Source organism: Pseudonocardia zijingensis (genome assembly GCF_042657305.1).
Classification (GTDB): domain Bacteria; phylum Actinomycetota; class Actinomycetes; order Mycobacteriales; family Pseudonocardiaceae; genus Pseudonocardia; species Pseudonocardia zijingensis.
Genome location: NZ_JBHSKO010000024.1, coordinates 77,036 through 90,683 on the forward strand (window position 1 = coordinate 77,036; position 13,648 = coordinate 90,683).

The following is a 13,648-nucleotide window of genomic DNA, read 5'->3' on the forward strand; positions in this document are numbered from 1 at the left end:
CCTAGCCGTCGGAGAACGGTGGCAGTGTCGGGTGGACGACCCGTGCACCCGCGATGATGTGCCCGTGCAGGACGCCGACGAACCGGTCGCCCGCTACGACGCGGCCGGCAACGAGATCGGGGTGGCGCCGCGCGGCGTCGTCTACCGGGACGGGCTGTGGCACGCGAGCACCGGTGTGCTGGTGCGCAGCGGGGACGGCGAGCGCGTCTACCTGCACCGCCGTTCCCCCGACAAGCTGATCTTCCCGGGGTGCTACGACTGCTGGGCCGGCGGCGTGCTCGGGCCCGGCGAGACGCCCGACGCCGCCGCGGCCCGCGAGCTCGAGGAGGAGTTGGGCGTGCGCGGGGTCGCACCGACCCCGATCGACCGCTTCGCCTACGACGACGGATCCGTGCGCTACCACGTGTTCCTCTACGAGGTGCGCTGGGACGGGCCGCTGCGCCACCAGCCCGAGGAGGTCGTGTGGGGCGACTGGGTGACGCTGCCGCAACTGCGGGAGGTTCTCGAGAACCCGGACCGCCCGTTCACCCCGGACGGCAGGATGGCGATCGAACGCTGGTTCACGAGACGAGGGGGAACGGGAGAGTGAACGAGTCCGAGCTCGCGTACGGCAGCGCCGGAGAGCTGGTCGACGCACTGGAGGCACGCACGGTGTCGGCGGTGGAGCTCGCGCAAGCCGCCATCGGCCGGATCGAGCGGCACGACGCCACGATCAACGCGATGTGCGTGCGCGACTTCGACCGGGCGCTCGAGGCCGCGCGCGCCGCCGACGCCGCCCGCGCGCAGGGGCACACCGCACCGCTGCTCGGCGTGCCGATCACGGTCAAGGAGTCGTTCCACGTGGCCGGCCTGCCCACCACGTGGGGCTGGCCGGAGCACGCCGGCTTCGTCCCGGACGAGGACGCACTGGCCGTCCAGCGGGTGAAGGCGGCGGGCGCCGTCGTGCTGGGGAAGACGAACGTGCCGCTCGCCCTGGGCGACTTCCAGAACTACAACGACGTCTACGGCACCACCGTCAACCCGTGGGACCCGACGCGCACCCCGGGCGGCTCGTCCGGCGGGTCCGCCGCGGCCCTCGCCGCGGGCTACGGCGCGCTCTCCATCGGCTCCGACATCGGCGGCTCCCTGCGCAACCCCGCCCACTACTGCGGCGTCCACGCGCACAAGCCCACGCTCGGCCTGCTGCCACACCGCGGCCACACCCCGCCCGGACTCCCCGTGCTGCCCATCGAGAGCGACGACCTCGCGGTGACCGGCCCCATGGCCCGGTCGGCAGCCGACCTCGCGCTCCTGCTCGACGTCCTCGCAGGCCCCGACGAGCGCGGCAGCGGCGTGGCCTACCGCCTCGAGCTCCCCGCACCCCGGCACACCGACCTCGCCGACCACCGCGTGCTCGTCCTCGACACCCACCCGCTGATGCCCACGTCGGCCGCTGTGCGCGCCGCGATCGAGGCGTTCGCCGAACGGCTCGCCAAGGCGGGCGCCCGGGTGGAACGGGAGAGCCCGCTGCTGCCCGACCAGGCCGAGGCAGCCCGCACCTACATGCGCCTGCTCCTGTCCACGCTCGGCGCCAACTACCCAGAGGCGGTCTACGAGCACGCGCGGGCAGCCGCGGCGCAGCTGGATCCCGGCGACCGGAGCCTCGCCGCCGAACGCGCCCGCGGCACGGCGCTCAGCCACCGCGACTGGTTCGCCGCCGACAAGGCGCGCCACGTGCTGCGCCACCGCTGGAGCGAGCTGTTCACCGAGTTCGACGTCGTGATCCACCCCGTGATGCCCACGCCGGCCTTCCCGCACGACCACGGCCCCGTGCAGTCGCGCCGCATCGACATCGACGGCACCGCCCACGACTACCTCGACCAACTCGTGCACGCGGGCGTGGCCACGCTGCCCGGCCTCCCGGCCACCGCGCTGCCCGTCGGCAGCTCCGAGGACGGCCTCCCGATCGGCGTGCAGGCCATCGGCCCGATGTGGGGCGACCGCACCACCATCCGCTTCGCGGAGCTGGTGGAACGCGAGTTCGGCGGGTTCACCCCGCCGCCGCTGGACCGGTAGCCGCCGACGCGGCCCGGAATGCGGGAGCCGGCGCGGCGTTGGGAGTGGCATGGCTCTCACCCGCGCCGACGGCCCGCTGTCCGCGGCCGCGCCCGCCACCGTCAACTACCGGATCGACGGCCCCGCCCACAAGCTGCTCATGCACCCGTTCCCGCGCCGCGTGCGCGCCGAGTTCGCCGGCCGCACCGTGCTCGACACCCGCGCAGGCGTGCTCGTCCACGAGACCGCGCTCCTTCCGCGCCTGTACGTGCCCGAGGAGGACATCGACCAGTCCCTGTTCGTGCCCAGCGACCACACCACGCACTGCCCGTTCAAGGGCGACGCCACCTACCGCACCCTCCGCGTCGGCGACCGCGAGGTGGCCGACGCGCTCTGGGCCTACCCCGACCCGCTCCCGGACGCGAAGTGGCTGGCCGGGTACGCATCGCTGTACTGGGAGGCGGCCGACGCGTGGTTCGACGAGGACGAGCAGGTGTTCGCACACCTCACCGACCCGTACACCCGCGTGGACGTGCGGCCCACCAGCCGGCACGTGCAGGTGCTCGCCGGTGACACCGTGGTCGCGGAGTCCCACAACCCGCTCGTGCTGAACGAGACCGGCCTCCCGGCGCGCTGGTACCTCACCCGCGAGGACGTCCGGGTGCCCCTGCACCCCACCGCCACCCGCACCCGCTGCCCGTACAAGGGCGAGGCGAGCTACTGGTCCGTCCAACTCCCGGACGGCCGGGAGCTCACCGACGCGGCATGGGCCTACCCGGATCCGCTCCCGGAATCCCTGCGGATCGCCGGCCGCCTCAGCTTCCTGCACGACGACCTCACGACCCTGGTCGACGGGGAGCCGGCGTAGCGGGCGCGCGCTCGGGGCGAGCCGCACACCTCGGTCGTGCCGAGAGCAGTGGCGTACGGCTCGGGCTGATCGTCACGAATGAGCAGCACGCCAGGGTCGTGCCGCCGCGCTGGCGTGCTGCTCGGCGCCCGGGCGCGGGTCATCGGTGACTCAGCTCGCCCCAAGGCTGATCACCAGCACACCAGCGCGGGCCTCGCGGCCGCCCCCGGAAGGCGAGGTCGGTCCGAGCCGCACACCGTGGTCGCGCACGAGCTTTGATGTGCGACTCGGGCTGTTCATCGCGAATGAGCAGCACGTCAGGGTCGCGGCTGACAACGCTGGTGTGCTCCTGGCTGCAGGAGCGCGTGCGTGGGAGCCCCGTTGACGCCTCAGCGACGTCGAGCAGCACCCCGGGCCGGCTCGGGCAGCCGCATCATCAGCACATCAGCGCGGCCTTCCCGCGCCGCCCGGAGGCATGGGGGGTGCGAGTCGCACATCATGGTCGCGCGAGAGCCGTGGTGTGCGGCTCGAGCTGGCCAACGCGAGTGAGCAGCACCTGAGGGTGGTGTCGGGCGCACGGGTGTGCTTCTCGGGAGCGTTCCGCGGGACGCAGCCCGTCCTCAGGACCACGTCGGACGCCGGGCCGGCCGGCACACCAGCGCGGCCCGCCCGGACCTCGCGACCTGCTGATCACCCGCCCACGCGCACCCGCCGGCGCGAGCCGTACGTCATGGTTGTGTCGACAGCTCTGATGCACGGGTCGGGCTGATCACCACAGATGAGCAGCACTTCACGGTGGCGCTGACTGCACTGGTGTGCGTCTCGGACCGATCACCGCGGACGGGCGGCGTCAGTCGTCGTCCACCAGGAGCGCTTCGAGGGCCGGGAGGGCGTCGACGATCCGCCGGCGCTCCTCCGCGTCGAGGCGGGCGAGCCGCCGGGCCACGAGCGCCGTGCGGTGGCTGCGGACCTCCCGCAGCACCTCGGCCCCGGCGTCCGAGAGCACGATCTGCACACCGCGGGCGTCGTTCGGGTCGGGGGTGCGGATCACCAGGCCCTGCTCGTCGAGCGAGGCGAGCACGCGGCTCATCGTGGGCGCGGTGACGGCCTCGCGGCGGGCGAGCTCGGACAGGCGCAACGGCCCGTGTTCCTCGACGGTGACCAGTGCGGACAGCTGCAGCGGCGGTATCGACTCCCGACCGTCGATGCGGATGCGGCGGTGCAGGCGCCCGACCACCAGCCGCAGCCGGGCTGCGAGCGCGGTCTGCTCCTCGGTCGCCACAGCGGTGTCCACGTCGTCGGGGGCCACGGACCCGGTCGTCATCGGCACATGGTGCCAGGTGCCGTCGGGGCGCGTGCTCACACCTTGCGCAGGCGGATCCCGGTGACGTCGTGCTTGGGGCCCTTGCGCAGCACGAGGGTGGCGCGCCCGCGGGTCGGGAGGATGTTGCGCTCCAGGTTCGGGCCGTTGATCTCCTCCCAGATGCTCTCCGCGCGGGCGATCGCGCCGGCCTCGTCGAGCGCGGCGTAGCGGCGGAAGTACGACTCGGGGTCGCGGAAGGCGGTCTCGCGCAGCCGCAGGAACCGCTCGACGTACCAGCGGCGGATGTCCTCGGTGGCGGCGTCGACGTACACCGAGAAGTCGATGAAGTCGCTCACCGCGAGCGCCGGTCCGCCCTCGCGGGAGGGCTGGGCGGGCTGCAGCACGTTGAGGCCCTCGAGCAGGAGGATGTCGGGGCGGTGCACGGTGGAGCGCGCCCCGGGCACGATGTCGTAGGTCAGGTGGGAGTACACCGGCGCCGACACCTCGGCCCGGCCCGCCTTCACGTCGGTGACGAACCGCAGCAGCGCCCGCCGGTCGTAGGACTCCGGGAAGCCCTTGCGGCCCATCAGCCCGCGCCGTTCCAGCTCGGCGTTGGGGTGCAGGAACCCGTCGGTGGTGACGAGCGCGACCCGCGGGTGCTGGGGCCAGCGGGCGAGCAGCAGCCGCATGAGGCGCGCGGTGGTCGACTTGCCCACCGACACCGAGCCACCGATTCCGATCACGAACGGGGTGCGCGCGGTGGTGGCGCCGAGGAACGTGCGGTAGGCGCGGTAGAGCCGCCCACCCTCCTGCACGTGCAGGGTGAGCAGCCGCGACAGCGGGAGGTAGACCTCGCGGACCTCGTCGAGGTCGACCTCGTCGCCGAGGCTGCGGACCTGGTCCAGTTCCTGCGCGGTGAGCGGGAGGGGGGTGTTGGCCCCCAGACGCGCCCACGACTCCCGGTCGAAGTCGACGAACGGCGAGGCGTCCTCCGACGTGGGGTCCCACATGTCGGCCGGTGGGGCCCACGCGTCGGGCAGCGCGGTGTCGGGCAGCGCACCGGTGCGAATGCCGCTCATGACCGGTCACGCTAGATCCCGGGCGGCCGGATCGCCCCTCATCGTGACCGGCGCGACTCCCGCGAGAAGCCACGTGCGTCCGGCCATACACTGGGGCCTCCGCTCCAGGAGGAACACGTCGTGCCCACCGAACCGGGCTGCAGTAGTCGGCCGGGTCCCACCCGGCGCTCTCTCATCTGCCCTGCGCACCCCCCGGGTGTTCCCCGCCGAGGTCGTGCATGACCGTCCTGTTCTCCGTTCTCGGGTTGCTCGCCGTCGCGGCGCTCACGCTCGGCACCGCCATCTCCGTGGCGTCCGAGTTCGCGCTCACGGCGCTGGAACGCAGCCAGGTGGACGCCCACGTCGCCGAGGTGGGCGACCGGCGCGCCCGGGCGGTGCAGCGGGCGCACCGCAACCTGTCGTTCCAGCTGTCGGGCAGCCAGCTCGGCATCACGGCCACCACGCTGGTCACCGGGTACATCGCCGAGCCCGCCATCGCCACCCTGTTCCGCCCCGGCCTGGAGGCCATCGGCCTGTCCCCCGGGCTCGCCGGGGGCACGGCCACCGTGCTGTCGCTGCTGCTCGCCACGGCCCTGTCGATGGTGTTCGGCGAGCTCGTGCCGAAGAACCTCGCGATCGCCGACCCGCTGCGCACCGCCCGCGCCGTGGTCTGGCTGCAGAGCGGGTTCGCCCACGCCTTCCGGTGGTTGATCAACGGGCTGAACACCGCCGCCAACTCGGTGGTGCGCAGGCTCGGCGTCGAGCCCGCAGAGGAGCTGCGGTCGGCGCGGTCGGCCCGTGAGCTCAGCTCGCTGGTGCGCAGCAGCGCGCAGCACGGCACGCTCGACGCGGGCACGGCCACGCTGCTCGACCGGTCGCTGCGGTTCACCGACCGGGTGGCGGAGGACCTCATGACGCCCCGGGTGCGGGTGGAGTCGCTCGCCTCCGACGCCACCGTCGCCGACATGGTGGCGCTGGCCCGCCGCACCGGCATCTCCCGGTTCCCGGTGCACAACAGCGACCCGGACTCGGTGCTCGGCGTGGTGCACGTGAAGCAGGCTTTTGGCATCGAGCCCGAGCGCAGGAACTGCGTCCACGTCGGCGAGCTGGTGCAGGAGGTGCCCACCGTGCCCGAGTCGCTCGACGGCGACGAGCTGCTCACGCGGTTGCGCAGCTCGGGTCTGCAGCTCGCCGTGGTGGTCGACGAGTACGGGGGCACGGCGGGCATCGTCACGCTCGAGGACCTCGTCGAGGAGATCGTCGGCGACGTCCGCGACGAGCACGACCGCGCCGAGCAGGCCACGGTCCGCCCGCTCGGCCGCGGCAGCTGGCTGGTGTCGGGGCTGCTGCGCGGCGACGAGGTGGCCGAGGCCACCGGGTTCCCGATGCCTGATGGCACCTACGAGACGCTCGCCGGCCTCGTGGTCACCCGGCTCGGGCGGATCCCCGACGTCGGTGACGAGGTCACGGTCGACGGGTGGCGGCTCACCGTGGTGCGCCGCGACCGCAACCGGGTGGCCGAGCTGCGGCTGGCCCGCCCCGGCTCCGAGGAGCAGTCGTGACCTCGGACCTGCTGGCCCTGCTCGCCGCCGTCGCGCTGCTGGGCGCCAACGCGTTCTTCGTCGGCGCCGAGTTCTCGCTGATCTCCGCCCGCCGCGACCGGCTCGAGGCGCTCGCTGACGCCGGCACCGGGGCCGCGGCCACCGTGCTGCGCGCCCACGCCGACCTGTCCCGGATGCTCGCGGCGTCCCAGCTGGGCATCACCATCAGCTCCCTGCTGCTCGGCCGCCTCGGCGAGCCCGCGGTGGCCCACCTCGTGGAACAGCCGATGGGGTGGCTCGGCATCCCCGAGGCCCTGCTGCACCCGATCGCCTTCACGATCTCCCTCGCGATCGTGGTCGTCGCGCACATCCTGCTCGGCGAGATGGTGCCCAAGAACATCGCCATCGCCGGGCCGGAACGCACCGCGATCCTGCTGGTCCCGCCGTTCCTGGTGTTCACCACGGTGATGCGGCCGCTGATCGAGCTGTTCAACATCACCGCCAACGGCGTGCTGCGGCTGTTGGGGGTGGAGCCGCGCGACGAGCTGGAGGCGTCGTTCACCTCCGGCGAGCTCGCCGACCTCATCGCCGAGTCCGGCCGCGAGGGCCTGCTCGACGACGACGAGTCCCGCCGGCTCACCCGCACCCTCCGCTCGGCCGAGACCACCGTGGCCGACGTGCTCGTGCCCGTCTCCGAGGCCGTGATGCTCCCGGCCGGACCCACCGTCGACGACGTCGCGCGCGCCGTGGCCGACACCGGGTTCTCCCGGTTCCCGGTCCGGGCGGCGAGCGGCGGTCTCGCGGGGTACCTGCACGTCAAGGACATCCTCGACCTGCTCGAGGACCCGGGCGCCGCCGTGCCGGACGGTCGCGTGCGCACGTTGCCCGAGGTGCCGGTGGACATGCGGCTGGACGAAGCGCTCGCCGTTCTGCGTCGCGCCCGCGCCCACCTCGGGCGGGTCGTCGGGGCGGACGGTGAGACCGCGGGGCTCGTGGCGATGGAGGACCTCGTCGAGCGGTACGTCGGCGAGGTCCGCGACGCCACCCACGCCCGCGAGCAGCGCGGCTGACGCAGCACTCCCCTGTCCCGGCGGTCGTCGCCGTGCGAGATCGTCAATCTGTGATTGACGATCTGTGGGCGTCAATGATTCGTTGACAGTGAATGGAGGTGCCGTGATCGCCCTGGACCGCGACGATGCGTGCTGTGTTCCTCCCTGGACTGCAGCTCTCCCGCGCCTTCTACACCGAGGCCGTCCGCCCGCTCCTGGACGACGTCCCGCACTCCGCCGCCCGCATCGGCGCGGGCTCCGAGGTGCTCGGCTTCGACACGCCCCGCTCGGCCGACCACGAGTGGGGGCCGCGGCTGGAGGTCTTCGTCCCGCCCGATGCGGCCGGCCGCGTCCCCGAGCTGCACCGCCGTCTCGCCGAGCGGCTCCCACGCACCTTCCGCGGCTTCCCCACGCACTTCGAGTCCGTCGAGGGCGACCACATCGGGCGCATGACCTCCACCGACGGGCCGGTGCGCCACCGCGTCGACCTCGGCACCGTCGGGCAGTGGTGGACCAGCCGGCTCGGCGTCGATCCCCGCGCGGGCCTGCGCCCCCTCGACTGGCTCACCCTGCCAACTCAGAGCCTCGCCGAGGTCACCGCAGGCGCCGTCTTCCACGACGGCCTCGGCGAGCTCGAGCCGCTGCGCGCGCACCTCGCCTGGTACCCGCCCGACGTCTGGCGCTACGTGCTGGCCTGCCAGTGGCGGCGCATCGCGCAGGAGGAGGCGTTCGTCGGCCGCGCGGGCGAGGTCGGCGACGAGCTCGGCTCGGCCGTCGTCGCCGCCCGCCTCGTCCGTGACCTCGTGCGGCTGGCACTGCTGCTGCACCGGCGCTACCCGCCCTACTCCAAGTGGCTGGGCAGCGCCTTCGCCACGCTCCCCGTGGCCACTGCCCTCGACCCCGTCCTGCGGGGCGCGCTCGCCGCCACCTCCTGGCGCGACCGCGAACGCCACCTCGCGGCCGCGTACACGACCCTCGCCGCCGTGCAGAACGACACCGGCCTCACCACCCCGGTCGACCCCGGCACCCGGCCCTACTTCAGCCGCCCGTTCGAGGTGCTCGCGGCCGACCGCGTCGTCGACGCCCTCCTCGCCGCCGTCACCGACGCCGAGATCGCCGCGCTCCCCCGCGTCGGCGCGCTCGACCAGTACGCCGACCACACCGATCTGCTCACCGACCCGGCCCGCAGGCGCGCGGTGGCGCTCGCGGCCCTCTGCCCCGCCTGAGTTCTGGTGCAGTGTCATCGATCGGTTGGCGATCGGATGGCGTCAATGATTCGTTGACAGATTGATCGCGATCGTGCGTATCAGCGCACCGGATTCCGCCCTCTCCCTCCTGGACGGGTGGGGCGGAGGGGACCCGCCCGTCCACTGCACCCCGCCGGCTGCGGAGCGCGGCCACGGGTGGGAGGGTGCCCGGCGATGTCGAGCTCCCCCACCACCGTCCCCCAGACCGGCTTCTTCGGCCATCCGCGCGGCCTCGCGACGCTGTTCGGCACCGAGATGTGGGAGCGCTTCTCCTACTACGGGATGCGCGCGACCCTGCTGTACTACATGTACGACCAGGTCAGCGCGGGTGGTCTGGGGATGCCGCAGCCGCTCGCGGCCGCGCTGGTCTCCGTGTACGGGGCGTCGATCTACCTGTCCGCGATCGCGGGCGGCTGGGTGGCCGACCGGCTGCTCGGGCCCCGCCACACCGTCCTGTACGGCGGGGTCCTGATCATGTGCGGCCACGTCAGCCTCACGTTGCCGCTGGGCAGGCCCGCCCTGTACGCGTCCATGGCGTTCCTCGTGGTGGGCGCCGGCCTGCTCAAGCCGAACATCTCCCAGTCCGTCGGCGCCCTCTACCCCGAAGGTGACCGGCGCCGCGACGCCGGCTACAGCATCTTCTACATGGGCATCAGCGTCGGGGCGGTGCTCGCGCCGTTCGTCGTGGGCACGCTGGGCCAGCGCGTCGGCTACCACGTGGGGTTCGGTGTGGCCGCGGTCGGCATGCTCGCCGGACTGCTGCAGTACGTGCGCGGCTGGAAGCACCTGGGCGACGTCGGCCTCCGCCCGGCCAATGCGATCCGCGAGGACCCGGCCGGGCGCCGCCACCTCACGCTGATCGGCGCCGCCCTGGCCGTCGTGGTGCTGACCGTGATCGGGCTGGCGCTGAGCGGTGGGCTCTCGGTGGCGGGCGTGGTCGACGCCCTGAGCGTCCTCGCGGTCGTCGTGCCGCTGGCCTACTTCGTGACGATGCTGCGCAGCCGGAAGGTCAGCGTGCTCGAGCGGGCCCGGGTGTGGGCGTTCGTGCCGCTGTTCGTGGCGTCGGCCTGCTTCTGGCTGGTGCAGGAGCAGGGCTACAGCGTGCTCGCCACCTACGCCGACACCCGCGTCGCGCTGGACGCGTTCGGGTTCCCACTCGCGTCCTCGTGGTTCCAGTCGGTCGGCTCGTTCGTGCTGATCGTGCTCACCCCGGCGTTCGCGGTGCTGTGGACCCGCTTGGGCAACCGCGTGTCCACCCCGCAGGAGTTCGCCGCCGGACTCACCCTCGCCGGCCTGTCCTACCTGCTGCTCGTGGTGCCCGCCCTCACCTGGGGACCCTCCGTGCCGGTCGGCCCGCTGTGGCTTGTCGCGAGCCTCGCCGTCGTGACGGTCGGCGAGATGTGCCTGTCCCCCATCGGCATGTCCGCCACCACCCGCCACGCGCCGGCGGCGTTCCGGAACCAGACCATGGGGCTCTGGCTCGCGTCGAACGCCGCCGGGCAGGGCATCAGCGCGCAGGTCGTGCAGCTCTACCGGCCCGACACCGAGGCCGCCTACTTCAGCCTCGTCGGCCTCGCGGCCGTGGTGCTCGCCGCCGTGCTGCTCGCCGTCGCGCCGCTGTTCGCCCGCCTCGTGCGGCGGGCGGAGGCGAGCACCGCTCAGGACGAGAACGCCGACACCGGTGGGCAGCTGCAGACCAGGTTCCGGTCGCCGTAGGCGCCCTCGATCCGGCGCACCGGCGGCCAGACCTTCCGGTCGTGCACCCCCGGCACCCCACCCCTCGGGTAGGCCGCGATCTCGCGCGAGTACGGGTGGTCCCACTTCTCGGCGATGCAGGCCGCGGTGTGCGGAGCGCCGCGCAGCGGGTTGTCGGTGACGGGCCACTCCCCCGCGGCCACCCGCTCGATCTCGGCCCTGATGCCGATCATGGCGTCGACGAAGCGGTCGATCTCGGCGAGATCCTCGCTCTCCGTGGGCTCGACCATCAGCGTGCCGGCCACCGGGAACGACATCGTGGGCGCGTGGATGCCGTAGTCGGCGAGCCGCTTCGCCACGTCGTCGACGGTGACACCGGACTCCTTCGAGATCGCGCGCAGGTCGAGGATGCACTCGTGGGCCACGTGGCCGTCTGCGCCCGCGTACAGCACCGGGTAGTGCTCACGCAGCCGCGCCGCCACGTAGTTGGCCGCCGCCACCGCCGTGAGCGTGGCCCGTCGCAGCCCGTCCAGGCCCATCAGCCGCAGGTACGCCCACGAGATCGGCAGCACGCCGGGGCTGCCGTGCGGCGCCGCCGACACGGCCCCCACCTCGCCCCGCCCGGGCAGGAACGGCACCAGGTGCTCGGCCACGGCCACCGGCCCGACACCGGGCCCGCCGCCGCCGTGCGGGATGCAGAAGGTCTTGTGCAGGTTCAGGTGACTGACGTCGCCGCCGAACGCACCCGGCCGGGCGAGCCCGACCAGCGCGTTGAGGTTGGCCCCGTCGACGTAGACCTGCCCGCCCGCCGCGTGCACCGCGTCGCACACCTCGCGCACACGGGCCTCGTACACGCCGTGCGTGGACGGATAGGTGATCATCAACGCGGCCAGCGACGACCGGTGCTCCTCGATCTTGGCGTGCAGGTCGTCGAGGTCGACGTCGCCGGTGGGTGCGGTGGCCACCACGACCACGCGCATCCCGGCCATCACCGCGGACGCCGCGTTGGTGCCGTGCGCGCTGGCGGGGATCAGGCAGACGTCGCGGTGGGACTCGCCGCGGCTGCGGTGGTAGGCCGCGATCGCCAGCAGGCCGGCGAACTCGCCCTGGCTGCCCGCGTTGGGCTGCAGCGACACCGCCGCGTAGCCGGTGAGCTCGGCGAGCCAGCGCTCCAGGTCGGCGATCAGCTCGAGCGTGCCCGCTGCGTCGGCCTCGGGCGCGAACGGGTGCAGGTTCGCGAACTCCGGCCAGGTGATCGGCTCCATCTCGACGGCCGCGTTCAGCTTCATCGTGCAGGAGCCGAGCGGGATCATCGTGCGGTCGAGCGCGAGGTCGGCGTCGGCGAGACGGCGAAGCCAGCGCATCAGCGAGGTCTCCGAGCGGTGCTCGTGGAAGACGGGGTGCGTGAGGTACTCGCTGGTGCGCGCCAGGTCGGCGGGCAGCGCGTCGGGCGTGGCGGCGTCGAGCGCCCCGGCGTCGGCCTGCACCCCGAACGCCGTCCACACCGCCTCCAGGTGCGCCACCGTGGTGACCTCCGAGCAGGCGATGCCCACCGTGTCGGCGTCGACGCGGCGCAGCGCGATGCCGGCCGTGTGGGCGGCGTCGGCCACGGCGTCGGCCCGGCCCGGCACGCGCGCCAGCACGGTGTCGAAGAACTCGCCGTGCACGACCTCCACCCCGCCGGCCCGCAGCCCGGCCGCCAGCACGGCGGCCATGCGGTGGGCGCGCTGCGCGATCCGCCGCAGCCCGTCCGGGCCGTGGTGCACCGCGTAGCAGGCCGCGACCACGGCGAGCAGCACCTGCGCGGTGCAGATGTTCGAGGTGGCCTTCTCCCGGCGGATGTGCTGCTCGCGGGTCTGCAGCGCCAGCCGCAGGGCCGGGTGGCCGTCGGCGTCGCGCGACAGGCCCACCAGCCGGCCGGGCAGCTGCCGGGCGTGCTTCTCGTGCACCGACAGGTAGCCGGCGTGCGGGCCGCCGAACCCCAGCGGCACGCCGAAGCGCTGGGTGGTGCCGACCGCGGCGTCCGCGCCCAGCTCACCGGGCGAGGTGAGCAGCGTGAGCGCCAGCAGGTCGGCGGCCACGGCCACCAGCGCGTCGCGCTCGTGGGCGGCCTCGATGAGCGCCGCCGGGTTGCGGACGGCCCCGGACGCGCCCGGGTAGCTCAGCAGGAGCCCGAACAGCTCACCCTCGGGCAACCCCTCCGCCAGGTCGGCGACGACCAACTCGATGCCCAGCGGCTCGGCGCGGGTGCGCAGCACGTCGAGGGTCTGCGGGAGCGTGTCGGCGTCCACCACGAACCGCGGCGAGCGCGCCTTGCCCGCCCGGCGCAGCAGCGTCATCGCCTCCGCGGCCGCGGTGGCCTCGTCCAGCAGCGACGCCCCGGCCACCGGGAGCCCGGTGAGGTCGGCCACCATCGTCTGGAACGTCAGCAGCGCCTCGAGGCGGCCCTGGCTGATCTCGGGCTGGTAGGGCGTGTAGGCGGTGTACCAGGCCGGGTTCTCCAGCACGTGCCTGCGGATCACCGCCGGGGTGACCGTGCCCGCGTACCCGAGGCCGATCATCGGGACGGTCACCGTGTTGCGCGCCGCGAGGGCCCGCAGCTGCGCCAGCACCTCGGTCTCGGACGCCGCGGGCGGCAGCGTGGACGCGACCGGCTCCTGGTCGCGGATGCCGGCGGGCACGGCCGCGGCGGCGAGCTCGTCGAGCGAGGACACGCCGATGGCCGCGAGCATCGTGTCGAGCTCGTGTGGGCGGGGCCCGATGTGGCGCTCGGCGAACGGGGTGCCCCGCTCCAGATCGGCGAGTGCGGGTCGGTCGGACACGAGATCCTCCAGGCGGAGCGGGCGGCGGGCCAGGGTGGAACCACCCTCCCCC

The 13,648-nt window shown here is 73.7% G+C and carries 10 protein-coding genes; 7 read left to right on the forward strand and 3 right to left on the reverse strand.

Annotated features, from left to right (window positions below):
- Window positions 1-64: 64 nt before the first annotated feature.
- Genes ACFPL3_RS33105 through ACFPL3_RS33115 form a run of 3 tightly spaced genes read left to right on the forward strand, consistent with a single transcriptional unit; the run spans window position 65 to window position 2,902 of the window.
- A complete protein-coding gene (locus ACFPL3_RS33105; RefSeq protein ID WP_343942755.1) occupies window positions 65-589 on the forward strand; it encodes an NUDIX domain-containing protein in 525 nt (174 codons plus the stop codon).
- On the forward strand, window positions 586-2,055 hold the full coding sequence (locus ACFPL3_RS33110) for an amidase (protein ID WP_343942756.1): 1,470 nt from the start codon (window positions 586-588) through the stop codon (window positions 2,053-2,055). The genes ACFPL3_RS33105 and ACFPL3_RS33110 overlap by 4 nt, the downstream gene beginning before the upstream one ends.
- Before the next feature lie 49 nt (window positions 2,056-2,104).
- A complete protein-coding gene (locus tag ACFPL3_RS33115) occupies window positions 2,105-2,902 on the forward strand; it encodes a DUF427 domain-containing protein (RefSeq protein WP_343942757.1) in 798 nt (265 codons plus the stop codon).
- Window positions 2,903-3,731: 829 nt separating this feature from the next.
- On the opposite strand, the gene ACFPL3_RS33120 is transcribed toward ACFPL3_RS33115, so the two are convergent.
- Together ACFPL3_RS33120 and coaA are read right to left on the reverse strand one after the other, a co-directional pair.
- On the reverse strand, window positions 3,732-4,205 hold the full coding sequence (locus ACFPL3_RS33120) for a MarR family winged helix-turn-helix transcriptional regulator (protein ID WP_343942758.1): 474 nt from the start codon (window positions 4,203-4,205) through the stop codon (window positions 3,732-3,734).
- Window positions 4,206-4,240: 35 nt separating this feature from the next.
- A complete protein-coding gene (coaA, locus tag ACFPL3_RS33125) occupies window positions 4,241-5,194 on the reverse strand; it encodes a type I pantothenate kinase (protein ID WP_343942777.1) in 954 nt (317 codons plus the stop codon).
- A gap of 287 nt (window positions 5,195-5,481) precedes the next feature.
- Between coaA and ACFPL3_RS33130 the strand changes: the two genes are divergently transcribed.
- The 4 genes from ACFPL3_RS33130 (at window position 5,482) to ACFPL3_RS33145 (ending at window position 10,795) form a co-directional block, all read left to right on the forward strand.
- Window positions 5,482-6,804 carry a hemolysin family protein gene (locus ACFPL3_RS33130; protein WP_343942759.1) on the forward strand — a complete coding sequence of 441 codons (1,323 nt, stop codon included), beginning with the start codon at window positions 5,482-5,484 and terminating at the stop codon, window positions 6,802-6,804.
- Window positions 6,801-7,853, forward strand: coding sequence for a hemolysin family protein (locus ACFPL3_RS33135; RefSeq protein ID WP_343942760.1), 1,053 nt, complete (start codon window positions 6,801-6,803; stop codon window positions 7,851-7,853). The genes ACFPL3_RS33130 and ACFPL3_RS33135 overlap by 4 nt, the downstream gene beginning before the upstream one ends.
- A gap of 134 nt (window positions 7,854-7,987) precedes the next feature.
- Window positions 7,988-9,058 (forward strand): DUF4037 domain-containing protein, encoded by a 1,071-nt coding sequence (locus ACFPL3_RS33140; protein ID WP_343942761.1) that lies wholly within the window; start codon window positions 7,988-7,990, stop codon window positions 9,056-9,058.
- Between the two features lie 195 nt (window positions 9,059-9,253).
- Window positions 9,254-10,795, forward strand: a complete 1,542-nt coding sequence (locus ACFPL3_RS33145; RefSeq protein WP_343942762.1) for a peptide MFS transporter — start codon at window positions 9,254-9,256, stop codon at window positions 10,793-10,795.
- Here ACFPL3_RS33145 and gcvP read toward each other — a convergent pair.
- The gene (gene gcvP / locus ACFPL3_RS33150) at window positions 10,738-13,596 is read right to left on the reverse strand and encodes an aminomethyl-transferring glycine dehydrogenase (RefSeq protein ID WP_379590093.1); all 2,859 of its coding nucleotides are present in this window, start codon (window positions 13,594-13,596) and stop codon (window positions 10,738-10,740) included. The two genes, ACFPL3_RS33145 and gcvP, sit on opposite strands and share 58 nt — an antisense overlap.
- Window positions 13,597-13,648: the final 52 nt, after the last annotated feature.

Coding starts and splice junctions, on each gene's coding strand:
- ACFPL3_RS33145 (WP_343942762.1), top strand. CDS start 9,254: ATGTCGAGCTCCCCCACCACCGTCCCCCAGACCGGCTTCTTCGGCCAT.
- coaA (WP_343942777.1), bottom strand. CDS start 5,194: ATGTGGGACCCCACGTCGGAGGACGCCTCGCCGTTCGTCGACTTCGAC.
- ACFPL3_RS33120 (WP_343942758.1), bottom strand. CDS start 4,205: ATGACGACCGGGTCCGTGGCCCCCGACGACGTGGACACCGCTGTGGCG.
- ACFPL3_RS33115 (WP_343942757.1), top strand. CDS start 2,105: ATGGCTCTCACCCGCGCCGACGGCCCGCTGTCCGCGGCCGCGCCCGCC.
- ACFPL3_RS33130 (WP_343942759.1), top strand. CDS start 5,482: ATGACCGTCCTGTTCTCCGTTCTCGGGTTGCTCGCCGTCGCGGCGCTC.